The sequence below is a fragment of the Labrenzia sp. PO1 genome (assembly GCF_012273635.1).
In the GTDB taxonomy this organism is placed as follows: domain Bacteria; phylum Pseudomonadota; class Alphaproteobacteria; order Rhizobiales; family Stappiaceae; genus Roseibium; species Roseibium algicola.
Map to the genome: position 1 here is coordinate 1,048,002 of NZ_JAAXCR010000001.1, position 25,063 is coordinate 1,073,064.

At 59.1% G+C, this 25,063-nt stretch carries 20 protein-coding genes; 4 read left to right on the forward strand and 16 right to left on the reverse strand.

Features of this window, described 5'->3' with window-relative positions; all coding sequences use genetic code 11:
- Window positions 1-15: 15 nt before the first annotated feature.
- The 3 genes from HCG46_RS04990 to HCG46_RS05000 all read left to right on the forward strand — a co-directional run bounded on the left by HCG46_RS04990 (window position 16) and on the right by HCG46_RS05000 (window position 2,132).
- On the forward strand, window positions 16-852 hold the full coding sequence (locus HCG46_RS04990; protein ID WP_168684927.1) for a hypothetical protein: 837 nt from the start codon (window positions 16-18) through the stop codon (window positions 850-852).
- Window positions 849-1,748, forward strand: a complete 900-nt coding sequence (locus HCG46_RS04995; protein WP_075282386.1) for a hypothetical protein — start codon at window positions 849-851, stop codon at window positions 1,746-1,748. The genes HCG46_RS04990 and HCG46_RS04995 overlap by 4 nt, the downstream gene beginning before the upstream one ends.
- Before the next feature lie 150 nt (window positions 1,749-1,898).
- Window positions 1,899-2,132 carry a hypothetical protein gene (locus HCG46_RS05000; RefSeq protein WP_152509823.1) on the forward strand — a complete coding sequence of 78 codons (234 nt, stop codon included), beginning with the start codon at window positions 1,899-1,901 and terminating at the stop codon, window positions 2,130-2,132.
- Window positions 2,133-2,278: 146 nt separating this feature from the next.
- Here HCG46_RS05000 and HCG46_RS05005 read toward each other — a convergent pair whose 3' ends face one another.
- The 4 genes from HCG46_RS05005 to HCG46_RS05020 form a co-directional block, all read right to left on the reverse strand.
- A complete protein-coding gene (locus tag HCG46_RS05005; RefSeq protein WP_168684929.1) occupies window positions 2,279-2,809 on the reverse strand; it encodes an ABZJ_00895 family protein in 531 nt (176 codons plus the stop codon).
- A gap of 196 nt (window positions 2,810-3,005) precedes the next feature.
- Window positions 3,006-3,527: a hypothetical protein gene (locus HCG46_RS05010; protein WP_205838369.1), complete on the reverse strand. Its 522-nt coding sequence runs from the start codon at window positions 3,525-3,527 to the stop codon at window positions 3,006-3,008.
- Between the two features lie 112 nt (window positions 3,528-3,639).
- Window positions 3,640-4,854, reverse strand: a complete 1,215-nt coding sequence (locus HCG46_RS05015) for a hypothetical protein (protein WP_168684931.1) — start codon at window positions 4,852-4,854, stop codon at window positions 3,640-3,642.
- Between the two features lie 197 nt (window positions 4,855-5,051).
- A complete protein-coding gene (locus tag HCG46_RS05020; RefSeq protein ID WP_168684933.1) occupies window positions 5,052-5,798 on the reverse strand; it encodes a metallophosphoesterase in 747 nt (248 codons plus the stop codon).
- A 343-nt stretch (window positions 5,799-6,141) separates the two neighbouring features.
- Here HCG46_RS05020 and galE point away from each other — a divergent pair, with 343 nt between their 5' ends.
- Window positions 6,142-7,170 carry a UDP-glucose 4-epimerase GalE gene (gene galE / locus HCG46_RS05025; RefSeq protein ID WP_023003336.1) on the forward strand — a complete coding sequence of 343 codons (1,029 nt, stop codon included), beginning with the start codon at window positions 6,142-6,144 and terminating at the stop codon, window positions 7,168-7,170.
- A gap of 76 nt (window positions 7,171-7,246) precedes the next feature.
- On the opposite strand, the gene HCG46_RS05030 is transcribed toward galE, so the two are convergent.
- From HCG46_RS05030 to HCG46_RS05085, 12 genes are all read right to left on the reverse strand, one after another.
- A complete protein-coding gene (locus tag HCG46_RS05030) occupies window positions 7,247-8,038 on the reverse strand; it encodes a glycoside hydrolase family 16 protein (protein WP_353621815.1) in 792 nt (263 codons plus the stop codon).
- Between the two features lie 33 nt (window positions 8,039-8,071).
- Window positions 8,072-9,415, reverse strand: a complete 1,344-nt coding sequence (locus tag HCG46_RS05035) for a polysaccharide pyruvyl transferase family protein (RefSeq protein ID WP_062487535.1) — start codon at window positions 9,413-9,415, stop codon at window positions 8,072-8,074.
- Window positions 9,416-9,456: 41 nt separating this feature from the next.
- A complete protein-coding gene (locus HCG46_RS05040) occupies window positions 9,457-12,258 on the reverse strand; it encodes a glycosyltransferase (RefSeq protein ID WP_168684937.1) in 2,802 nt (933 codons plus the stop codon).
- 6 nt (window positions 12,259-12,264) lie between these two features.
- The gene (locus tag HCG46_RS05045; protein WP_062487533.1) at window positions 12,265-13,794 is read right to left on the reverse strand and encodes a DUF6212 domain-containing protein; all 1,530 of its coding nucleotides are present in this window, start codon (window positions 13,792-13,794) and stop codon (window positions 12,265-12,267) included.
- 234 nt (window positions 13,795-14,028) lie between these two features.
- Entirely contained in the window at window positions 14,029-15,216 is a 1,188-nt protein-coding gene (locus tag HCG46_RS05050; protein ID WP_031270444.1) for a polysaccharide pyruvyl transferase family protein, read from the reverse strand.
- Between the two features lie 19 nt (window positions 15,217-15,235).
- Window positions 15,236-16,573, reverse strand: a complete 1,338-nt coding sequence (locus HCG46_RS05055) for a glycosyltransferase family 4 protein (RefSeq protein ID WP_168684939.1) — start codon at window positions 16,571-16,573, stop codon at window positions 15,236-15,238.
- Window positions 16,570-18,831: a hypothetical protein gene (locus tag HCG46_RS05060; RefSeq protein WP_168684941.1), complete on the reverse strand. Its 2,262-nt coding sequence runs from the start codon at window positions 18,829-18,831 to the stop codon at window positions 16,570-16,572. The genes HCG46_RS05055 and HCG46_RS05060 overlap by 4 nt, the downstream gene beginning before the upstream one ends.
- A 6-nt stretch (window positions 18,832-18,837) precedes the next feature.
- Complete coding sequence (locus HCG46_RS05065; protein ID WP_077291991.1) at window positions 18,838-19,632, reverse strand: hypothetical protein; 795 nt, start codon at window positions 19,630-19,632, stop codon at window positions 18,838-18,840.
- A gap of 10 nt (window positions 19,633-19,642) precedes the next feature.
- Window positions 19,643-20,899: a glycosyltransferase family 4 protein gene (locus HCG46_RS05070; RefSeq protein ID WP_168684943.1), complete on the reverse strand. Its 1,257-nt coding sequence runs from the start codon at window positions 20,897-20,899 to the stop codon at window positions 19,643-19,645.
- Window positions 20,899-21,738 carry a class I SAM-dependent methyltransferase gene (locus HCG46_RS05075; RefSeq protein ID WP_023003326.1) on the reverse strand — a complete coding sequence of 280 codons (840 nt, stop codon included), beginning with the start codon at window positions 21,736-21,738 and terminating at the stop codon, window positions 20,899-20,901. Before HCG46_RS05075 ends, HCG46_RS05070 begins: the two co-directional genes overlap by 1 nt.
- Entirely contained in the window at window positions 21,735-23,945 is a 2,211-nt protein-coding gene (locus tag HCG46_RS05080) for a glycosyltransferase family 2 protein (RefSeq protein ID WP_168684945.1), read from the reverse strand. Before HCG46_RS05080 ends, HCG46_RS05075 begins: the two co-directional genes overlap by 4 nt.
- 99 nt (window positions 23,946-24,044) lie before the next feature.
- Window positions 24,045-24,647, reverse strand: coding sequence for a calcium-binding protein (locus HCG46_RS05085; protein ID WP_023003324.1), 603 nt, complete (start codon window positions 24,645-24,647; stop codon window positions 24,045-24,047).
- Window positions 24,648-25,063: the final 416 nt, after the last annotated feature.

Genomic DNA, 25,063 nt, shown 5'->3' on the forward strand with positions numbered 1-25,063 from the left:
CAACGCGGAGGTGTGATGATGAAGACAGACAATCCATATCAACACTTGATCGAGGCCCTTACCCCACCTTCTGGCGAAATAGATTCATTCATCGAATTGGGCAGCATTCTGCGGTCACTCGATCCGCAACGCATAAACGGCCTGTTGCTGGATCTGCTGCACGTTGTGCGCGAACGCGGCAGCTTACCGGCACAGCGGGAAGGCAACGTCTACCTGTGCCGGACCGATCAGTTCAGCCTGATGCTGCGCTTCAGTGGACAAGGTGGCCGGCAACCGGTCTACACCGCCAACGAGTTTGATGCCTTCGTGTTGAACCTGTCACCAAATGACGTACGGATACCGCGGCTGGAGTGCGGGCTGGATCGCAACAACCTTCATCAGCGCCCTCCCAGCCTCAAGCGCCGGGAAAGCGACCTCGTGCTGAAGGCACATGACGTCTATGACGCCCCGGCGTTCGGCGACATCATCGACATTGCCGCCGCCACGCCGATCGCGCCGTTGTTGATCGTGCATTCCCCGCCACGGGCCCACAGCACCTGGACCTTCGACCGCGAGACACTGGAGCCACTGCAGCAGGTCAGCACCGATCTGCATGCCTCGCGCATGCAGATGGTTCTCCAACTGCTTCAGGCCATGCAACAGATCGATGGACTTGAAGAACCGCTGGCCAAAATGGTGCATTCGAACATGGCAGGTTTTGCACGCTGGGATGCCTTGAAGCTGCTTCATCGCTGTGCGCCACAGCAGGCTCTCACCGCTTTGCACCAAATGGCGCACAGTGACCGCGATGCGTCGCTTCGCGAAGCGGCGCGAGCAACCCTTGCAAGAACGATGGACGGGGATGCGGCATGACCGAGACATATTTTCCCGAAGGGAACGAGACCCTGACGCTTGATCAGTTCGTTGAAAGGCTGGAGGCATCCGGCATCGTTCCGGATCTTCGCGCCTCCCGCTACACTCCGGAAGCAATGTCGCGCGTTGCCGAATGGATGGCTGCATTGGCACGCGATCCAGATGTGCTGCGCGGTCTGCTTGTCGATGGTCTGGCGGATTTTCTGAACTACCAGGTCGACAACGATTTCAAACCGTCAACCTTGATGCTGCACAAGGGCGACGGCTATTCCCTGCGTGCCGTCCTGTGGATGCCGCCAAGCCCTCAACATCCCCCCGAAATCTTTTCCTATTACGAAACCCATGATCACAGCTTCGATTTCTTCACGGTCGGCGCTTTCGGTCCCGGGTACCGCACCCAGTTGTACGACTACGAATACGAGAACGTGCGCGGTGTCCCGGGAGAACTTGTTCCCTTGAGGTTTCAGGAGGAAACCGGGCTGCCACCAGGCAAGGTGATGTACTATTACGGCAGCCGCGATATTCACACGCAGCTCCCGGCGCCCTCGATTTCCGCGTCCATCAACCTGCTCCTGCCCAAGACATATCCGGCGCACCGCCGGCAATACGAGATGACCCTGGAAGAAACGCCGGAAGGTGTCTTCGGCAAGCTTATCGCCGGGAATGTCGATCGACAGGCGCAGGAGCGCGCGTTGTTCGAAACAGCAGCGGCTATGGGCGATACCGATCTTCATGAGGCCTTGCGCGACATTGCAAGACATCATGACACGCCGCAGGTGCGGGCACTGGCCTGGCAATCCCTGTTGCCCAACAGCAAACATCTCGCCGAGGATGTCGGCCTGGTCCGCGACGATGGAGATCCCCATGTTCGCGCCGCCCTTTCGCAGTGGGTGTAGAGCGCTGAGATTTACCAGCCTGGCAATGTGGTGCCTGCGCCGCCTTGCCAGCGACCATCTGAAGGCGTGAAGATTGGGAAGGATCAACTCCCTTTGGATCAGGTCGGAAAGTGTGGTAATCGCCAGCTAAACAACATCGGGAATGCACCATTGAGCGAACTGACCGTAGCGGAAGCAACGAACCGCGTTTATGAATCCCTGCAGGCCGACAACGAAGATATCGACCTGCATATCGCAGCTCTCAAGGAAGCTTTGAAACGCGAGGGCCAGAAGGAAGCCGTTTTTGATCCGGCAAAGCTCGTCCAGAACAACCGGTCGGGACGCAAGCTCATGCAGGCCTACTTTCGCCAGCGCGGCGTGAAGGTCACCTTCGCGGCTGCCTGACACGAAGCTGCCATTGGGCTGCCTGCCTCACTGAACCCTGTATCGATGTTCCGGACGTCCGACCGGGTAATCTCCACTGGAGCCGCCGCCTTGGTTTTGACCTGAAGGCGGCGGCACTGTGCAAAGTCCCCAGACAGGTTTCCACCTCACTCGAAAACAGTACTGCTCTGTTCCTGCTTTCTCAGGTGGGCTTTTTCTGCATGTCGAGCGCCGCTCGTAAACATGTACCGTTTCGCAACCAGGGAAATTGCGAACACAAAGATCAACAGCGGCACCACAATGACCATGAGGGAGCCGAGCCCGTTCGCAAGTTCGCCTTGCGAAAGAAGAAACCATACGAACACCCCGGCGATAGCTACCGAAATGGCCAGTTCAACAAGCGTCATCTGAAAAGCGGCCCGCCAGGCGAAACCGCTGTCGGGGATGATTTCGTACTTTTTGTAATAGTGTCGCCCTGCGTCGCTTGAAGCGCCCAATACGGCACCGATCTGGTTCACCGAACCGCTCACGCTGAAGCCTGTTAGAGTTTCCAGAATGACACTGAAGATAGCCAGGGCGATCAACAGCCCTGTGAACACCAACGCAAATCTCACCAATCCAACACTTTTCTGCACAATGGCCCCCAGGACTTGAAAACACTTTTTTGATAGCGCCGGGACAGGCAAGGCATGCCCCATGCGGTCCCGCCCCGGCATTCCATAGTGGAGAATTCCGGCGACGGCCGTCCGGCTTATAGAAGCTAAATCTTAAGTTGCAATTTCCAGAACCACTTGCATTGACGACAAATGCGTATCCGGCGCTGCATCTTGGGGAGTGTCTCCAACAGGGCACACGTACCTGCCTGAAGTCTGGACCACGTCATCAACCCGACACTTAACTTGGAAAGACGCAGTTTCTTGCTTCTTCGGCTATCGCGTGACGAACCTTTTGCTCGATCTGCTTGCGCTCCGGACCCTTGATACCTTGCTCATCCAGAAACATTGAAAGGATGCCAGTGGCCCTGTTTGCCAGGAAGTCAGCTCTTTCCTGGCTGCCATCAATCGTTGTATCGAAAACAGAAAGCGCTGCGTCCATTGCCGCAGCTTCACGGTCCACGGGCCTGGACACAGTCGTTGCCGGGGTGACATCTGCCGTTGTTGTAGAACCGTTTCCAAGTTCGCCAAAGCGCCTTTCTATCTCTGCATCGAATGCCGCCCAGGTTGCTTCCCGTTCGGCCGGTGTCATTCGATTTTCCGCTTCGGCCCGCGCAAGCAGGTCAACCATGTCCCGCCGCACCTGAACCAGCCCGAATGTTGGCCGGACTGCTTCATCGAAATCCGCAAGGCCCTTTTCCAGCCAAGCCGCTGCATCGAACGGATCACCGGTTTCGGGATCCCTGGCTTTGGCGGAATGCATTTTTTTCCAGAAGCCCAGCAGCCCAGTCATCAAGCAGCCCCATCCATCAACGCCTCAGGAGGTTCAAGTCCGATCTTTTGGTCCCGGATATTCCTGACTTTTCGAAGATATTTCAAAGTCCGGGGAACCTCTCCCAAACATCGAGCAGACCCATGCGTTTTCCTTCGTCGACAAGAGTGCCTGCAGCGGCGAGCTGGCCGTCAGGCATCCGCAGAAGATCATGATAGACGAGGTTGGCGCCCCCAAAGTGGGCAATAGGTTCGAGCTTGTGATTCAGGAATATGACGTAACCCGCGTCGACCCCGTCGCTTGTGTCGCGAAAGGCCACGGAGACCGCGATCGTGCATTTTACCGGATCGAGAGAGTTCGTCCGTTCCTTGCAACTTCCCTCCATGTCCATCAGGTAGCTCGAGCCGCCTTTGGCGCTCACGAACGCCCGGCTGGTAGTTGGACTGGTTACAACAGCATCGTTTCCAGCTTCCTTTGCACGCCGGACATGCACACCGTAAAAGTTCTTCAGTGGCCAGAGACCGTACACGTTGCTGACGGCATCTATCAGACGGGCACGACTGACCGGCCCGCTATCTCCCTCTCGCCTCCAACGCCCGTTCGGGTCTTCCAACTTGGGCGAAAAGATGCTTGCTTGACCGCGCTTGAGAATGTCCTCTCCCTCGACCATTGAGAAATGGGTGGCGGTGTGATCGCCCAGAACAGCGAAGAAGACCTCCCTTCCGCTGACTTGACCGATGGAGACGCTGTCCAGACGTGCGCCTAGTGTTGTTTGCAGCGTGGAAACCCGGCCGTTCTTGACCACGTGCAAGAGCACACCACCGTCATTGGGGGCTTTGGCAACAGTGACCGAAAAACCGCCGGCACTGTCTCCGGCAACTGGCTCCGGACTTGCCTTGGTTCTTTCGCTCGTCAGTAGTTTGCGCTTTTTGTCCAGGTCGAAAAAGTCAATCGGTCCGAATGCTCCGGTAAAGACAGAGTTTCCTTGTTCTGCAGGCCCGGTAATGCCGCGATACTCCCTGTCCTGAGGACGGCCGACTTCTACGATGTTCGTGGTGCGGTTGGTGCTGGGATTAACGATCGTGACGTAGCGGCTCGTGTCACTGTTGCCCAGCATCGATAAGGAGCTAGAGCCTACTGAATTGAGGCCATAGAGCGTATGAATACCCTGGCGGAGATCACCATTTATCCGTTTCGAAGGCAGGAGCCTTTGCGACTTCGCCCATTCGAGAGCAGTGGAAGGTGCTTGTTGCGCAAAGGCATTGGAACCAAACAAAATAAATGCGGCCGCGAAGGCGCCGGATATTCCAATCTTCATGTACTCTCCCACACTTGGTGCAGGCAGAGTCAAGATCGAACCTGACGCTTCGTCAAGTAGCTTTTCCTCAGGAATGGGAGTGGGACGGCAGGAACCTGCTTGCAGTATCGTTCACTGCTAATGACCAGGCTTACAACATAGATTTTGGGTGTGATGCCAAACGTGTATTCCTGGTGGCAGCGGTTCACGCAGGTCAACTAGCAGGGCACGGACACGAACGTCCGGCGACCGTTTCCGTCAACGACCAGGGCGGTCAAGGCACCGCCATGAACTGCTCCCGTATCGATACCTGTAGCAAACGGAAACATAGCCGGCCCTTGCATGAAGGGATTGTGGCCAAAAATGACGTGGCCGAAACGGCCATCATAACTGTCTGCCCAGAATGGATCACCAGCCGTTTCATGCCCTTGAACCAGGAAAGCACCGGTGTCGGCGCTGACAAACCGCGTGCGCAGTATCTTGCGAAAGCTGCGACGGTCCTTGCCTTTCAGGTCAAGCGCTTCGTCCAGGCTGGTTGGAAACGCAAGCATGTCTCCGGGAATACCGCCATGAACGGCAAGAATGTCATGCGCGTCCAACCGAAAAAACGGTACAGCGCTCTCAAGAAAGGCGACATCTTCCGGGGCGAGCTGAGCATTCAGGGACGCCAGTTCGCCGTTTCCAGCTTCCTGCTCCGCCGCAACCGTGGGGCGGACAGCCAGATTGACACGATAGCGCGCATGCAGATCTTCATGATTGCCCTCGATGAGAACGATTTCGAAGGCTGCCTCATTCTTCATTTGGCGGACCATGCGCACAACGCCGGCAGCATCGGGACCCTTGTCCACCAGATCACCCAGAAAGACGACCCTGTCGCCGGCATCGGGAGCAAGCTTTTCAATAAGCGCAGCCAAAGCTTTACTCATGCCATGAATATCGCCAATGAAGATGTGCCTGTTTGCCATGGTCTGACAGGTATAAAACGGCGCGTTTCATTTCAATACCTTGCCTGAACCACGCTCTTGCCGGACCACCGCGTTGTACACAGCCGGCAGCTCCAGGTGCCTCGATTGTCCGATCATACGGTCGGACGCACGCCTGGAACGCCATCTGTCCGAGCACGTTCAGATCAATTGGACGGAAACACTTCAAAACGCCACGAAAATATGTTCATTTTGCCTCGATCTTGAAGCCTTATTTCAGCCCAACAAATACTGATGAATGCATGACATCGAACAACAATAATCGTTTGATATTCTGGGCTGAATTTCCTTTCCGTTTTCTCCGTCGAAGCCAAAAGAGGTTTGGATGACTGTACTCATTACCGGCGGTGCCGGTTATATCGGCTCGCATTGCTGCGTGGCTTTTCTTCAGGCCGGGCACGACATCGTTGTGGTGGACAACATGTCCAACGCGAGCCAGGTCAGTCTCGAGCGGGTAGCGGCCATCACCGGTGCGAAGGTATCTCTGGAAACAGCCGATATCCGGGATCAGTCGCGGATGGAGGAAATCCTCAAGCAGTACCGCTGTACGGCGGTGGTGCATTTTGCCGGCCTGAAAGCGGTTGGTGAATCCACCAAGATCCCCCTCGCCTATTACGACAACAACGTCGTGGGAACTCATCGCCTGCTGTCGGCGATGGCCAATTGCGGCGTGAAGCAAATGATCTTCTCGTCCTCGGCGACCGTTTACGGCGACCCGCAATTCCTGCCCCTGACCGAAGATCACCCGACGAGCGCCGTCAATCCCTACGGCCGCACCAAGCTGATGATCGAGGAAATGCTGCGCGATGTCGCCGCCAGCGACCCCTCCTGGCGCTTCGGCATCCTGCGCTATTTCAACCCGGTCGGCGCGCATGAAAGCGGGCTGGTGGGCGAAGATCCGCAAGGCATCCCGAACAATCTCATGCCGTTCATCACCCAGGTCGCGGACGGTCGCCGGGAGGAGCTTTCGGTATTCGGCAACGACTACGACACGCCGGACGGAACCGGCATCCGTGACTACATCCATGTCATCGATCTGGTCGAAGGCCATCTGAGGGCACATGAAGTGCTCGGATCAGGCTCCGCCCCGTCCAATTGTTTTGCGGTCAATCTTGGCACCGGCAACGGCTACAGCGTGCTGGAGATGGTCAAGGCATTCGAGCGGGCCTCCAACAGACAGATCCGCTACTCAATCGCTCCCCGCCGGGAAGGCGATGTGGCACAGTGTTTCGCAAACACCGAATTTGCGGAAAAACTGCTCAACTGGAAGGCCGAGCGCGGCCTTGAGGACATGTGCCGCGACACCTGGAACTGGGTCTGCAAGAACCCGCGCGGCTACGAAACCGTCGCCTGACCAGGTCTGACGCCTGACATGTTTGAGCCGGCAAGCGAACTTGCCGGCTCAATTCATTGGCAGATGCCACTCGTTTCTAGGCTGAAGTGTTTTGAAACACTCTCACGGTGCGGATGCTGGTTGCAGCTCCGGCAACGTCGCCATCGTTCTTGCCGGCAAAGGGCGCGACCGCATTGCTGAGAAGCAGCAGCGCTGGCGTGTGAGCAAAATCGTTGGGTGCGTCAAAGACTTCCATGTCGTCGACATAGAAACGAAAGCCCTGCCGGGTCCAGAGCATCCCATAGCGGTGAAAGGTGTCGTCCAGCCGAATATGCGCCCGGTAACTTGCGGCAAGCACCTTCTTTTCCGGGCGCCACCGGCGGGCTGAAACCTGAACGATGTTCGGATATTTGACTTCGGCCACATCCAGTTCGAAATGTGTGTCGCCCTCCGTCTCGCGATCGGATATCAGCCAGAAGGCATTGTTGACACCGGCCTCGCGCGCGATGCGCATCTCGCACTCGAAATAGCCGTAAGTCTGGCGGAAGGTCCGGGTCCGAACGTAGCCTCCCGTGAAAGGCCGTTTCGGATCGGCCTGATGGCCGAGTTTGAGGTCAAGTTCGCCTTCCCGCATCACCACGTTTTTCGGGTAGCGCATGGTCGGATGACCGTCCCCTCCGATGCGCATGCGGTCCCAGGTTTGCTGAAACCGGTGGAGGTCGTCGAAATCATCCTGGAAGGTCAGCTGCCAGTCGCCGTCCATCCGCTGCAGAGGGGCAGGCAGGTCGTTCGAGGTCAGAGCCAGCAAGCTGCGGGGCGACGCAAGAAGCGCCGCCCCCGCCATGCCACCGGCTGCCGCGCCGGTCAGAAACCGACGACGGCTCAACACAGGTCCGGGTCGTGTCATGATCCCGCGAACCGGTCAGCTCGCCAGTTTCGCGCCGGCGTCCGGCGATGTCTTCTCGCGAAGCTTCAGTTCCAGGTTCCACGCGCGGCTGCGCAAGGTCTCGATCTCACCGGTCATGAAATCGACCTCGCCCCGGAACCAGTCGGTTACTTCCTCGGTCGTCTGGTCGATCTTCACAAGGTTCGGCTTGACCAGCGGCTGCTCAGGCGGCGAGGCCACCGGTTTTGCGAGCACATGGTTGAGGCCGTTCTCGGTGAGGAAGCGATGGTACTCGGCATAATTCAGCCGGTAGACATGCTGAACCTTGGAGAAGTCGGCGCTCTCGAAGATCTTTTCCAGGTTGATCGGCATGTAGTCTTCGATCTCGACGGAAGGGATCGCGAACAGCGTCGACAATTCGCGAATGCGGGAATCGTAGGTGAAGAACACGGCGGGAATGCCCTGGTGCAGGCCGATGACGTTGCCGTGGAGGCGGAAGCCGACCAGAACATCGACATTGTCCCGCGCATCTGCCGCCCATTCATCAACGTCGAAGAATGCCTGCATCCGCTCGCTCATCAACGCCTCGACATCCTTGTCGCCCTCCAGATTGTACTTTCCGAGGATCGAACGGATATGCTTCTGCTTGGCTTCGCCGGTCTCGAAGATTGCCAGCGTTTCCTCGCGCTCGCCCTGGGAATAGAGGCGATTGGCCGGCCGCTTGGCCACAGCCTCGATGAGCGCCCGTTGCATGCGGTTGGTCTTGGTGGCGTTGGACGCATAGTCGGCGGAAAGATACTTGTTCAGCGTCAGGCCGACACGAGCGTTGGCCGGATCCAGCGGCTTGATCTCGATGGACGGCCTCAGATTGCGGTAGAAGCTCGGGCAGCCGATGATCCGGATGTTCTTGATGCCGATGTCGTTGAAGACCTCGGCGCTGTAGACACCGCGTACGCCGATCGTTTCGCATTTGTCGGCGATGATCTTCCAGGCCTCGATGCTGCCTTTCGGCATTTCCAGCTTCTTGTATTTCGCCGCCTGGGCGCCGACACCCACCGGGACGATCGGTCCCTTGAGCTTCTTCAGGAGCGGAATGACATTGCCGATATCGACCGTCTCTGTGAGGTAGTTGGATCCGCGAATGACGGTGGCGTCATAATCGTCGGTCGGCCAGAGTTTCTCGTCGGCCGCATGGGCGAACTGCACGTTGGTGATCTGGTCGTAGGCAAGCGCCTTCAACATCGCGTCATAGACGAGAACGTCGCCCGTGTTGATCCCGCCGCGTGCAAAGGTCGACAGGGGATCATCGATTTTCAGAAATGCCGACTTGTTGCCCGGCTTGACGGCAGCGCCGCCGTTGAGAACGAAGAGCTTCTTCATGTGAACTGCACCTTTCAAAAATGTGGGCTCGGGCCCTTCGATTACCGGACGGACGTCTGACGTCCGCGTTGCTGCCAGAGCGTTGCTCCGTCAGCGGCACTCCCCCGGACGGTCGTTTCGGATGAACTGGAAATCTGCGCCACCGGCGCCTTGGTTCGGCGGATGCTTTGCAGGCGATCCGGGAACCAGTTGTGCAATTGCCGCAGGAACGGCTGCAGGCTCTTTTCCCAACTGCGCTCTGCACTGCGCTGCGACGCGTTGGTCGATAGGGTTCGAAGCAGCCTCTCCGACTTTGCCAATGTTTCGAGCGCGGTGATCAGATCATGGGTCACCACCCCATCGTCAGAGGAGCGCAGCAACAGGCCATCAACCTTGTTCTCGATCAGCTCGCTTACGGCCCCCACATCGGTGGCGACAGGCACACAGCCAAGACGTTGTGCCTCGATAATCGTGAGCGGCGCACCTTCCCATCTGGACGGCAACACGAAGGCATCGGCCCAGGCCAGCAATCGGCTGAGCCTTCGACTGTCATAGATCGGCGGATCGACGCGGATACCGAGTTCGGCAAACCGCTCCTTCCATGAACCGCCTGCCCCTGCGTCCATGACGTCGGAACCGACAATGCGCCAGTCGATGTCGACACCCTTGCGCTTAAGGGCACGAGCCGCAGCAAAGATCCGCTCGATGCCTTTCTGCCTGTCCAGCCGGCCCAGGAACACAGCTCGCAGACGGCCATCGCGGTCTTGCTGACGGTTGTCCGACAGCCGTTTGGCCTCTTCCGGCGCCATTGGGTAACCGGCGGCATTCGGAATATGAAGCAGCTTGGCAACAGGCACACCCATGCCGTGCAGCCACTCGGCCATGTCCCGCGAGCAGGTCAGCACACTGTCGTAGATGTGCTCATAGGCAAGCGTCAGATAGGGATGGCCCGCCGGACGGCCGAGTTCGGAACTGTCCAGCACATGTACGTAGTTGACGACCTTGACCCCACGCCGGCGAAGTTCGCCGAAAATGGCATTGGCCGGGGCAAGCTGGTTGTTGATCACCACATCAAGGCCGGACAGGAACCCGAGAACCTGTTCGGCCCGCGCGTTTTCGTCATGCCCCATCAGCAACTCGTGGCCGGAGAACATGTTGGGACCACCCCACAGAGGATAGTCGTCGGCCAGAAAGTTGATGGTGTCGAACACCCCGTCGTTGTCGGAGATGTGGTTGTAGACCGGCTTTCCGAACACATAGAGATGGACCTCGCACCCGGCTTTTTTCAGAACCCGGGCAGCCGCGTAGGCAACCTTCTCGACACCGCCGAACGTGGCGATCGGCAACAACAGACCGACCCTGAGGGGCGCGCCCTCACGGCCAAGACGCGGCATGATCGGGGCTGCTCCCGCACTGTGTCGCAGCAGCTCGAAATACTTGCTGCGGTTCGGGAAGTAGGCAGAACGCCAGATCCAGCGTTCACCGGGCCCGTGGCGATAGCCGGACTCGCGCAGGGCCCCCAGCGTGGCCAGAAGGCTGTTGGTGGCAGACAGGGCGGTGCCCTGAATGTCTTCCGCCGAGAACGGCCCACGCACGACGACTTCGGCTATCTTCGGTGCCGGATTGGCCCCTCTCAATGTCCGGATCCAGTCGTCGGACTTGTCCTCGACACATTGCTTCATGATGTCGAGCGAGCACATCCAGCCAAGCGGCTTCTTGGCAAGTTCCTTGCCTTCGCCCAGCTCGTTCACCTCGATCGTCAGCCGGTCCTTGTCGCTTTCGAACCGAAGCGCGACAAAATGATGGGACGCCGACAGGCGCTCGGTCAGCCACAAGACGTTGTGCAGCAGACCGCAGCTTTTCAGCGCGTCCCTGTGTGCCGGCGACATCCACAGCCAGAACGGAGGTACGCCGTAGGTTTCCGGTTCGGCCTGCGCTGCCCAGAAGGTCTTCACGAATTCCTCGATGCTGCGCTTCTTGTGCGCAACGACAGGATCGGTGAAGAGATCGACCAGGTAGGTATCTGCTCCGAATGCGACGAACCGTGGTGCTTCCTCGTGCTCCCAGCCAAGCAGCGTCTCGGTGGAGAACAGCTTCTTGTGCTTGTCCTTGATGTATCCAAGGATGCTGTCACGGGTACGGTTGGAATCGCGCAACATGCTTTCGGCGCGCTGGCGGTACTCGAAGCCGAAGAAGGGATAGTTCGCTCCCTTGAAGCCATGAGAAATTGCCTGCAGCCAGAAATCCCAATCCTCGAAGCCGGACTTCATGCTCTCGTCGAAACGAACCCCGGCGTCGAGGAGGGATCTGGAGACCAGGCTGCCGGCCTCGCAGATATTGTCGAAGGTAACGTGCAGAAGGCGCGAATATTCCGCCGTGTAGTTGCCGTTCCACTCGATCCCGAACTTGTCGATATTGGGATAGACCCAATCCACACCATCACTGGATTTCATGAAGTCGAGAAGAACGCGGATCGCCGACGGTGTGATCCGGTTGTCGGCATCCAGGAAATAGACCGCTTCCAGATCGGAGAAGCTGCGCAAGGCAAAGTCGATGCCGTAGTTACGTGCAGAACTCAGACCGCCGTTGGCCTTCCGCAGGTAATAGACATTGTCGTAGGCGAGCGCATAGGCCCGCCCCGTTTGCCCCGTTTCGGGAAAGGGACAGCCATCGTCAACGATCACGACCGCGATGTTGAACGGCGCCTGCTGGGCCAATGCCGCGTCGATGGCCTCGGTCAGAAGGACCGAGTGCTTGTAGACCGGAATGACGATGGCGACCGTGGCCGAAGCCGTGCCGGAACCGCCGAACTGTGCGTAACGCACATTCGGCAAGCCCGGTCTTGAACCAGTGTGCTGGAGCATGCCGGCCTACCCGCTCACGACAGCGCGGAAGTTGGCGAATTTCGCCCAGGCAAAATCGTTACCGGTCGTTTCGTTCATCCGGGTGGCAAAATAGACATTCTGCCAGACCCCGATCCGCTCGCCTGCAAAGGCGCTCAGATGTGCCGTCTCGCCGTAACTGACGGTTTTCCAGCCGGAAAACGCCTCGCCGACGGACTGTTCACGCTCTCCCTTGAAGAGCGCCTTGGCCGCGCCAAGGTCCTTGGCAACCACAATGGCGAAATCGATATCGGCGGCGCGGCTGTTGTCGATGAACGCCTTGGCAGACATGCGGATCACCTGCGGCGGACAAGCTGCCGGAAGTTGCCCGATGGTCATGCCTTCCGCAGGCGGGTGACAGCCGATGGCGCGTTCCGTCGGCAACGGCATGATCGCTTCGAAATCGAAGGACACCTCATCGGAATTGGCAAGGCTTGCGTGTTCCAGGATGCCCGGGGCGATCGGCATGTCGCGGAAGCCTTCGTCCAGGTTCACCTGTTGCGACTGCGCCGGAATGTAGTTGGCGTGCGGCGGCATGGAAACGCCCGGAATGCCACCCCACACCTGAAGGGCGAGGCTGTTCTTGAGGACCGACAAGCCGTTGGCGGCATCGCGCACATGGAACATTTCCACCGGCTGCAGACCACCGACGGACAGAAGCGGTACCTCGTCCTCGGTCTCTTCAACCTGCATGCGGAATTCCAGCGTTCTGCGCAGGCCCGCAGTCGAGCGCGACAGGCCGAAGATGTTCCAGCCCGTGGACAGATCGCCACTGGAGAAATGCCAGGTATCAACGATCCTCTGGTCCTCCAGCGTCATCAACTGGGCACGCAGCTTGATGTCGGGACGGCTGCCGGTCTGTTCGACATGCACCGCCACTCCGCTGACACCGGAACTGGGCACCGGCAGAATCTGGCTGACACCATCGACGGAGGCACTTGCCAGCACATTCGGATTGAGCGGGTTTTCGGCCGGTTCGTTGCTGAACAGGAGATCCAGCGGCTGCAGACCATGCCGGTTGAGGAACGCTTCAAGCGCGGCAAACCGGTTCTGCAGGTCGTCGTTCAGGCTGCGAAGTGTCTTCAGCTCCTTGCTGGACAGAACCAGGCGCCGTGCACCCGATTTCACATGATCGGCAACCAGCCCGACCATCGAGGAAACAGCCTCCACTTCACCGCCACGACCCCAACCGATAACCGGTGGCAACTGAACCACACCGCGTTGCTGCATCCATTTGTGCAGTTCGTCCTTTGCATCCATTGCAGCCGGATCCACGATCACGGCCAGTGGCAGAAGCGGCGCTTCCGACACCTGGTACCGGCCTGCGCTCTCGTCGGAAAACAGGGCGTAGTCGTCCTCGACACCCTCGAACCAGACCGTCTTGACCGCCTCGAGCAACGGCCCGGGAATGTCCTGCCTTGATACGCCCACGACGATCAAGGTCAGCTCCTTCAGCAGCAGCATCTCACGCGTAGCGTTGTGAACGGGAAACGTGTCTTGTGTAGCCACGACTGTCATGCAAGCCCCCATCTGAACTGTGAAGCGTCCCCCTGCCGGAGATCCGCTTGCTCAACTAATATACATGCACAAGATTTATGTTTGTTTGTGACAATAATGCGGCGCAGCATAGAATTATGTAAATATATTTATCTACTTATTGCTTTACACAAAATATAGATGCATTTCTATCGCAATATTACTCAAATAATACGAATAAAATACTTCAAAATTCGAAATGATATTCTTATCAAGTCACATGAGAGCCACCACCTTCCGCTGTTGCGCCGGCGCACGCTCCCGCATGACATGCGGCACATTGTTTTCGCTCAGGAAGTCACCCATGGCGTAATAGGTGGCCTCATAGGCCCGGTTGAACCGGTCAAAGAGGCCCTGATCCCAATAGTCGCTCAGGCGGAACACCTTCTCGCTGAAGACGTCGAAGCTCGGGATCCGGAACGTCTCCGCAAATTCGCGCGTGCGGCTGTCGTAGGTGAAATAAAGCGCCGGGACGCCATTGGCCAAAGCCATCAGGTTGCCATGGAGGCGATATCCGAGCACCAGGTCGCAGGCTTTGACGCAGGCATCATAGTCCGCAACAACGTCGGAATAGAACATGGAGTTGCGGTAGAGGCACTCGATGTCGTCGTCCAGATACCACTCGCCAACCCAGGCATTCTCCCGAAGCGAGGAGATCGCCTGGTCCTTTTGCGCAGGCGTTCCAAGTACCAGCTTCTTTTCCTCCAGCTCGCCCTGAGCCATCAGAACGGTATCGAAGCGGGCCGCAACCGACTTGATCAGGTCGCGATGGAACGTGAGATACTGCCGGATATCCCTGGCGTATGCCGGCGACACTTCGCGCCGCACGGTCAGGCCGACTTTCCGGATACGGTCGATCTCGGGCAGCGTGATCCTCAGACCGGGGTCGTTGTGGCGAAATGCCGTCGGGCAACCGATGATCCGCGTGTTGGAAATTCCGATGTCTTCCAGCACCTCGGCGGTGTAGGCACCGCGAACACCGACAGATGTCGTCGAACCTGCAATCAGGCGCAGGACATTCTTCGTGGCATCCGACAGCACAAGCTTGCCGTCCACCGGCGCCTGGGCGCCAATTCCGAAAGCCAGTACCGGAAGCCCGAGCCGGCGCAGCACCTGCTCCGCCATTTCCCAGTCCATCTCGCCGTGAATGTAGTTGGACCCGCGCAACACGACATAGTCGAATTCATCCCGCAACCGGTCGACTTCCGCCGGGTTGAATTCGCGGATCGTCAGGGTTTCGAGCCTGTCGTACTTCAGCAGTTTCAGCGAGGAATCGAAAACGAAGGCATCGCCGATATTGTGATAGTGGTTCAGGTTGCGCTGAATGTCCTGATGGCTGTACCAGCGGACATTGTTGTGATCGTAGACTTCGCCGGACGGTATCATCACCAGAACGCGTGTCATTCCATATTCCTTTGTCTTCTCAGGCGCTTTGCTTGAGGGCACCGGGACGAGACGCGAGGCCGCCATCTAGAACCTCGCGATAAAGGGTCACGTGCTCGCCGGCACTTTCGAGATGCGTTTTGGGTGGCCTGATGCCCGTCCGCAGACGCTGCCACAGACCCGGATCGCGCAAGGCCTCGGCCATGCGGTCCGCCAGGTCTTCCGGGCTTGCCGGCCGGGCATGCAGACCGTCGACCTTGTCGCGAACCTTTTCGGCCATGCCACCGATGCCGCTGCAGATAACCGGTCGCCCATGGAAGAACGCTTCCTGGATGATCACAGGTGAGTTCTCCCACCATACGGACGGCATCATCACCCAGTCCGTTTGCCGGATCAGCGACGGCATATCCTTGTTCTGGTAGCTGCCGGCGAAACGCACGCGCGATCCGGCCGCTTCCAGAAGCTCTGAAATTCGACTGCGAAACGCTTCGGGCTGACGTTCCAGATTGCCGCCATGAATGGTCAGCGTGGCATCTTCCCCCCAGATGCTTTCGGGAACTCGCTGGACTGCATCCAGAAGTACATCCACCCCCTTGTAGGGCGTCATCTGGCCGAAGAACGCAAAACGGTTCCGCCGGCCACCGGCTGCCACGGAACGCTGCGCCGCCTGTTCGCTCACGTTCAGGCCGTTTTCGATAACGGTCATCTTGTCCGCCGGCAGCCCCCAGGCGACATAGCGATCCGCCAGGAAACGGCTGGGCGAGATGTAGCCATCGGCAAGCCCGAGCATGGACTTAATGAACTGCCGCCGGCGCAGGAAACTGGCCGGCGAAATCTCCGGAAAGCAACCGTTGCAGGCAATCGGCGTGGCTGCCTCGCAGAGTTTGTGACCACCTGCTTTGACCATTTGCCCATGATGATGGCAGATGGACAGGAACTCGTGGAAAGTCACCAGAATGGTGGCGTCCGGCAAGGCGTCGCGCACCGTGTAGAGTGTCTCTAGCCCGAAGCCGATGAAATGATGGAAATGCACCACGTCCGGACGCAGAGTGCGCACAAACCGCCGCAGGTCCCTGTGCAGGTCTCCGGTGTTGCGGTTGGACACCAGGAACGGGTCGTAGTCGTCAGCGTGAAAAAGCAGCTCGTCATCGGCGTCATCGACCCCCATCAGCGCGGACTGGCCGTGCCGCGGATAGCCGTCACCAACCCGCGCCAGGAAGAACGATTGTGTTCCCGGCAGGGCCTTCAGGCCCTGGTGCAGATTGTAGGAAGCCACTTCCGCTCCGCCGAGCGACAGTGTCGGATGGCCGTGAGAAATGACGAGCACGCGCAGAGCCGCGGCCTTGGAAGGTGTTCTTTCCTCGTGAGCAGCCGTCATCGGATATCCTCTGCCAGGTCAGCAAGAAACGGAGACCAGGTTCGCTCGAAACTGCGGCGATCGAGTTCGGAAACCAGTTTTTTCCAGGACCGCTCTCCCGGGCGACCGTCCTCGGCGTGGATCATCTCCACCTGAGGCACCCAGAGCGAACCGATGCCTGACAGTTTCAGCCGCAGGGCGGCATCGATCCCTTTCTCGTCCGTGCCAAGATATTTCCTTGAAAAGCCCCCCGCATCCGCCAGGGCCGATCTCGGCAGCACACAGCAATCGAACGGTGCCGCGGCAACAGGGCTGACATCCGCGCCATGAAGTGTCCGGCGCGGGTAACCGAGATAATGTTGCTTCAACAGATAGCGGCCATCTTCCGGCTCGATCCAGGCACCGCCCCATCTGATGGTTTCGTCTTCATAGAGCAGCGTGGGCGCTGCAATACAGGTAGCATCCTGTGCCTGAAACGCCGCAAGCAGCGGCTCCAGCCAGCCCGGACCGCGCGGCAACACGCCGGAAGACAGACAAACAACCGTCTCCGCCGGTGAGGCCTCGACGCCCGCCTGAAGCGCATCGAGCGCGTCCTCGACGTGGTCCGCCAGCACCAGGCGGACGGCGAGACCGTAGAAACCGGCAAGTTGCCTGAAGTCTTCAACCTGCTCCAGCGCATCATCCTGCGAGGCAACCAGGACCACCGGCGCGCGCCGCAGCAGCGGATCAAGCGCACACAGCGACAGCAGGACTCGTGATTTCTCGAAATTTCCGTCGAGACCGATCACAACGGCAAAAGCGGCGTTTTCATCCACTGCCCCGAAGTCGATCGTCTCCACGATGACTGGTTCGGGCGCATCATTGGCCTGCAACACCGGCAGAAGATGGCGCTCCAGAAAGTCAGGACGGAATGCCGTTGCCGGATCCAGCCCGGAAAGAAGTCGCCTTAGCGCGGAACGCGGCGAAGCCCTGCCAAGCGCCAGCGGAGCAAAGGCGGACCTGCCATCTTTCAGCACGATCTCCAGATACGTACCCTCGGTGCCGGACATTTCCTCGGCAGGCACATGAACAAGGAACCCGTGCCGTTGCAGTGCATCCGGCCCGTTCAGAAAGGGTGACAACGTTTCGAAAGCGCTTGTTACGTCGGGCCGCAGCTGCGTCGTCCAGCGCGTGTCGAGGCGACAACTCATGCAGCCCGAACGCAGGAAGACCGTCTCGACACGGTCTTCCGGATTGAGCAGCCAGCCCGACAACAGGACGCCGGCCCGATCCAGTGAAGCGCTGAAATCGATACCGACACGAACCGGGACGTCGAGCTCGCTAACCGTTTCCCGGCCATCGAACCGCCGGCCCGCCAGCTCCAGCCGGGCCCTGCCGTCACCCGCGGGGGAGAGCTTCGGCAGAAGGGCCCGTATGTGGGAGGGAAGAGCCCGGGCCGGCGGCATCGTCCTGTGTTCATGAACCTCGACCACGCTCCATCCGGCGCGGCCACGGAAAAAAACCTTGCGAAGTTGCGCGGTATCAAGACCGCCCTCGACCTCGAGCAAACCGGCAAAACCATGTGCCTTGCCACCAGTGTCCTTGCGCTCGAAAAGACTTCCGGCCAGCTGACCGAGTTTCAATGCGCCGTCGAAAACAAACACCCGGTTGGTTCCCACCGGCATGCCCTTGGCCCACCCCTGGAGGTAGATGTCTCCGGCGTCGAAGACACCCAGCACCTCGATGAAACCGTCGCGTCCCGCGACAGCATCGACAAGTCTGGCGGCCGTCTGCATTGCCTGAGGTGTGGTTCCCGCGCCAAGCAATGCCTGGACCAGGCCGTCAACGATATCCGGCACCGATTGAGGTGACAGCTCACCGACACTGTTGAGGAAGCTCTTGAGATCTTCTGCCTGATGCCTGACGCCATAGGGGTAGGCATGCCCCTGGCTGCGGATCGTCACCCGGTCAGGCCGGGTGGCAGAACCTGGCACCGGAGACAGGATTGCGATGAACGGACGCTTTTTTCCCGAAAGGCCGTTTCCGGCTGGCAGGACCGTCACCGTGCAGGGTACGACCATCTTCGGGTCTTCGTTGAGGATAGCCGGCACCCCGCCGGCAAAGGCTTCCCCTACCCCGGCGATCAACAGAGTTTCGCGGTCGAGGTTGACGTAAAGAACCGAATGACCGTCGAGTGGAACCTGCGCCCCTGCGCTCCCCTGCGCCTTCAGCGCGGGTGCCTGCCGCTCCGCTCTCGCGGGCAGCTTCTTCACGCCTTCCAGGGTGACGACAGGCTCCATCGTTGCTTACCTCCAGAGACCGCCTGCGGCGGCAAACAGCATGCCCCCGACAAACCCGAGAAGGATCGCCAGCAGCAGGATATGAACCTTGAGGTTGTTGCGGCTCTTTTCTCCAAGGACCTTCAACCGGTCATCGAACCCCTTCAGCGTCGTATCGAAACGCAGCAGGAAAACTTCCAGTTCCTTGACCTTCTGGGAGAGGTCGCCCTGGCCGTTTTTCAGAAGGGACATGGCTTCGCCAAGTTCGCCCTCGTTCGATGCCAGCGCATCGATCCGCTGTACCGTCTCGCGCAAGACCGCCGTTGCATCACGCTGGCCAACAGCGCTTTGGCGCTGCGCCACGATCAGCCGGTCGACTTTCTCCATCACCACTGCCAGAGGCATGGCGACGGCAGCTTCCGCGGCGCGTTCTTCTGCGCTCGGGCGCGGCAGCTTCAGTTGCGCTTCCCCCTTGGGGGTTTCCGCCACAACAGTCAGACCGCCAGGTGCTGCGGCAACGGCCTGGGGCAACTCGATGTCGAATGCATAATGGCCGTCGCCAATGCCGTTGCGCTTCAAGTCGATGCGCTGGGTTTCGGCAACCTTGCTGAGAACTCGCTCACCGTCGTGGAAGACGTGGATGGTCATGCGGTCGCTCGGGCTCGACGCATCCCAGGCCCAGCCAAGCAGCCGGCCGTTTTCGAATGCATCGACACGCCCCTGAAGCCGCGCGGAAACGGCTTGTTCCTTGGCCTCCGCAACAGCTTGCGGCGGCTTCGCGTCCGATCCGGGTTTTACCTGTTCAAGAGGGGTTACACTCATTCCGTTTTCCTCAGGCAGCAGGTTCACGCGCCGCGGTTTGCCGGTCGGCAAACAGGCGCAGATATTGTTCGGCAACAGCGCTGACGGACAGCGGCTTGCGGATGTTGGCTGCAAGTTTCCGGTACTGCGCGGCATCTCCGGCAGCTGTCGCCATCGCGATTGCCAGGCCGACCGGATCGTTCTTGCGCACATGCAGGCCATCGACGCCGTCCCTGACGGCCTCGGCCATGCCGCCGACACCGCTGGTGATCACCGGCCGTCCGTGCTGCTGTGCTTCGGCAATGACCAGCGGCGCGTTTTCCCACCACAGAGAAGGCACGACGACCCAGTCGACGGGTTCCATGAGACCGGCGACATCATCAGGTTTGTAAGCCCCCAGGCGCTGCACTCTGGGTGCGGTTTCCTCGAACAGCTTCTCGATGCGTTTGACGAATTCCTGGTTCTGGAAGGGAGCACCGCCATGGACCCGCAGCTCGAATTCCATGTCCTTTTCCACCAACAGCTTTGCCGCCTGCAGCAGAACCTCGACACCCTTCCAGGGGGTCAGGTTTCCGAAATAGCCGAACACGGTTTTGGGCGTGTCGTCAGCCGACCGGCTCTTGGCCGGTACCGCGTCCGGCCTGCCATTTCGAATGATCCTGATTTTCTCCGGCGGCAGGCCCCAGCGCACATAGACGTCACGCAGAAACGCGCTTGGAGATACGAACTCGTCGACGGCTTCCAGATGCGTCTTGATGAACCGCTCGCGCAGACGCATGTCGTTCGGCTTTGCTTCGGGCAGGCACTTGCACAGTCCTCCCGACCCAAGCGCGGCACAAGCTTCGTCCGGGCTTTTCATCAGGACGCCGTCGTTGGCGCAGATCGCGTAATAGTCGTGCAGCGTCATAACGATGCGCACGTCGGGCAGCACCCGGCGGATAAGAACCGGCAGTTCGACACCGAACAGCAGCAGATGGTGGATATGGACCACATCCGGCCGAAAGCTTTCCAGCAGTGTCCGCATGTCCGGTACAAAGGCTTGCAGATCGATCTGGCTCATGTTGAACCGGTCGAAATGACCAGCCCACATCAGCAACTCGTCACCACTGTCGCTGATCGCCTGAAAGCTGGTACCCGGATGCGGCTCGCGGTGCAGGTGGTTGGTCGCACCCACAAACAGCGACTGGTGCCCGGCCTTGCGATAGGCCCTTGCCAGGTCAAGCGCGACCGTCTCCGTCCCGCCGGGGTGAAGATCCGGATGATTATGCGCGAAGACAAGGATCCGCATCAGGACACCCCCCGCGACGTTTTCACGGCAACGAAAAAGTCCTGGTAATGCGGAGCCCCGTTGCCGCCGCGCCAGTGCCCGAACCGCTTCAGGGCGATTTCGAATCCGGCCGTCTCCAACGCCCTGTCGAGGAAACCATCATCGAAGGCGACCGCTGCGAGCGGCGCTTGCGGGTTGCCGTACCAGGCAGGCCCCTCGCCGTCGCGTCGGAACACGACACGCGGGATCAAGCCTTCGCCGCGGTCCGGCGCAATCACGAAAGCCGACAGAAACAACCTGCCTCCCAGCTCCATGAGGCGCGAGATTTCGCGAAAATAGGGCAGGATCTCTTCCGACGGCAGATGGGTGACCACCGATGTCATGATGGCAAAATCGAACGAACCGTTGGCGAACGGCAGGGCAATCTCCGTGCCGCGGATATAGCCGTCGGGATTGTAGAGAGCGTTGGCGATATCGAGATGCATGAACCGGAAATTGGGATAGACCGACCCGATGTTGCGCGTGCACCATTGAATGCCCGCCGATGCCGGATCGATACCCACATATCGGGCGGTGTCCGGATCCAGATACTGGGTCAGGGGCACTGCCATCCGGCCAATGCCGCAACCGACATCAAGCACCCGCTCATGCGCGCGCAAGCCCCCAAGGTCGATAAAGTGGCCCAGAAACTCCGTGCCGATGGCAAGATAGTCACCATCTCCGACGAAGTTGTCCTCGCTCGGGGGAACCGGCAGGAACCTGTTACGGCCGATGTAACCTTGCAGGTCTGCAATCCGCTCACTGCCGAGTGGGGATGTGACCAGACTGGTGGCATCCTTGATGAGAACCGGCGAATTCATGCACTCAGCCCTTTTTCACGCCGCTCCGCAGCTTCCATCAGGGCAACGATGTCGTCCTGCCAGCGGGACTGGTGGAGCCAGCGATTGTATTGAGAGGCGACACCGCGCGTGTAATCTTCGTTCTTGCGAATGGAAACACGCTCGAAGTGATAGAGTTCGACGTCGCCCAGATAGTAGATCTTGCGATTCAACTTGCGGAGTTTCAGGCACAGGTCGCTGTCTTCGTAGTCACCGACGATGAAGTCCGTCGTGAACCCTCCCACCGTCTCGAAATCGGCTTTCGACAGAACGAGGCAAGCACCGGTTACCCCCGGCACCTCGCGGGAGGTGCTGGCTTCCGGAAACTGACGCGGGAAACCCTTGTAGTAGTGATGGTTGAACCAGCGGCCCTTGTCGTCCTGGATAAACTTCAACCCGGCATGCTGAATGGCGTTGTCTGCATAGAGCAGCTTGCCGCCTACTGCCGCGACCTGCTCGTCCATCATCAGGCTGGCACACAGCTGTTCGAGCCAGCCGGCCTCGACCGGCACGACATCGGAATTGATCATCGCCAGATAGCGCCCGCGCGCCGCTTCCGCACCTGCATTGCAGGCAAGCGCATAGCCGCCGTTACGTTCCATCACGACGAGCCGAACGGGAAGGCCATAAAGAAGATGGAACCCGGCGAGCAGGTCCTCCACATGGGTTACCTGTTCGGGAGAGTCGAGCACGAAAATCACCTCGGCGTTCTCCGCCAGCCAGCTGTCGGCGGAAAACGCCGCAAGCTGCGCCTTGATGAACTCGAACACCTTGTAAAGCGGGATCACGATCGACACGGTCGGATCGGCAAGCGGTTTGCCGAACAGAACTTCGGACGGTTCACCGACTGATTGCCGGAAACGCGACTGGATATCGGACAAGACATTCGACAGGCAGGTCGCCAGAACCTCGTCGCTCGCATGGCGCGGTGTCACGACGGAAAGCGCCTTCGCTCTCGTGTCGGGGATGTCACCCGGCTGCGGTGGCGGCACCAGCAGTTCCCGCTCACCCGAAGCCAAACGGACTTCGAACCGGGGCTGCAGATTGTGTTGAAGCGCCCTGCCGACCGGCGCAAACGCGACAAAGCGCTTTATCGCATAACCGCCTTGGGTTTCCGGCAGAACGCCATCGAACGTGTGTAGCTCAAGCGCAACCGGACCGGCGTCACCGGCAAGAATATCGAGCCCCTGATAGACACGGGCGGGATCGCGCAGCCAGCCACCGACCAGGACACCGGCTTCGCAGGCGACAGCGGTTTCCACTGCACAGAAGGAGCCGGTTTCTGACAGCAAGCCATGCCGGCGCGCCGGCAAGGGATCGCTCACCTGCAGGTCCCGTATGGCCGCACGCGCCTCATCGGATTTGGCGCCGACGTCCGACACCAGGTAGTCCCGCACTTCCGGCAGCTTGCGCGCATTGGTGGCCCACCATGCACCGACAGTGCGCTTCACGTTGTCGGTAGCCAGTTTCCGGATCGCCAGACCCCAGCTTCCGGACAGCACCAGAAAGCCGTTGGCAGGCGGCTGCGGCATGTCGACGGCACCGAGGAACAATCTGCTCTTGCCGCCATTGTACGGCGTGTTGCACGTTCCGCTATCCAGCCGCAGAACACCCGTATCACCGATCACGACCGCTGTTTTGATGTCGGTGCTGTCGCTGTTGATGAGAGTTTCCAGCAACCGGACGGAACCGATGCTCGCGACAGCATCCACAACCGGCGGCGCATCGTTGACGGAGCGCAGCAGCTCTCTTGCAAAATTGACGAAACTGCGGGAACGCCCCAGCCGGAACATGCCGGACCAGGCGCTCAGGAAAGTCGTGACGAAAACGGCGCAGGCGGCCTGACTGAGCCCGTTGGTCATGGCAAAGGCATCGGCGGCAGGACCAGGCTTTGCGGCGTCGACAGAAAGCGTCGCCTCGGACCCGACCGCGCCGGCGCTCAACTTCAGACTGAGCCTGGTTTTTTCCTTCAGCGAAACAGCCCATACGACTCGCGACCGGCCATCAAGCCGGTTCAGCCGGACACTCGCAATGGAGCCGAAGGACTGACCGCCCTGCTCCACAAGCCGGGGCGCAGCATTTACCTGATGCGCTGGATCCCAGACAAGAAGAAGAACCTCCGGCGTAAGTTGGAAGTAATGCGGGGACTCAAAGTCCGCCTCGGCGTATTTGCCCAGGGTCTCGAGCATCTTTGTCCATCACTGTTCTAAGGCCTGAGTTGCGGACGGCCACAGGCCAAAGGCCGGTACCCGGGCACACGGACGACCGCGTGCCCGGGTGCGGGATCATCAGGAAACGACGATGTAGCCGTCAGGATTGTCCTGAAGATCGTCGGCATCGACGTTGTTGAGCGTGACGGTATCGCCGTTGCCGAGATCGATGACCGTGTTGTTGCCGACCTGGGTCGCCCGTGCGGCGACATCGGCAGCAGAGGAAACGCCGGTATCGTTGATGTTGCTCGAGATCTGCACCAGATCGCCGACCTGGAAATCCATGACGATGTCGTTGCCGCCACCGCCGGAGAACACGAAGACATCGTGGTCGCCACCACCGAACATCAGATCGTTGCCGGCACCGCCGTCAATGATGTCGGTTCCTTCGCCACCGAAAATGATGTCGCCGCCGGCACCGCCTTCGATGTAGTCGGAGCCCGCTCCGCCGAAGATGGTATCGCTGCCTTCACCACCAAGAATGACGTCTTCGCCACCTTGCCCGAAAATCTTGTCGGCACCCTCTCCGCCGACGATCAGATCTCCACCTCGGCCTCCGAAGAGGAAGTCGTCCCCTTCATTGCCGAGCAGAACATCCGATGAGCCCAATCCGAATATGAAATCCTGAGCATTTGTACCTTGCAGGAAATCCTGAAAAGCACTGCCTTCAATCGTGGCCATGTAGCTAACTCCTGAAGTTCGCCTCGTTACATTTGACGCCCCGCGAACCGCGGCACACCGCACTGCACAAACCCCGTATTTTTGCAGCGCGAGAAGTACAATACACAATTACTAATCTCTTCAAAGGGACGAATAGTGAAAAAAATAAGGCAATATTTTGAAGGAGATAAACTAATTCTACTTTTCATTTAATAGTAGTTCGAAAATACAATTCCTTTACGTTTATTTTATTTCGAAATTCAAAATAAAATCAATGAAACCACATGATCCCCCATAGATTGAAATCCAATTTCTGCGATTTTTCAGATGCTTGAAACCGCCCGCACTTCATGCCGAAACAGCACTCAACCGCCTCGCCGGGAAAATGAACGACATGGTAGTTTTGCAACGCACTAATCGCGTTAAAGGTGCAATTT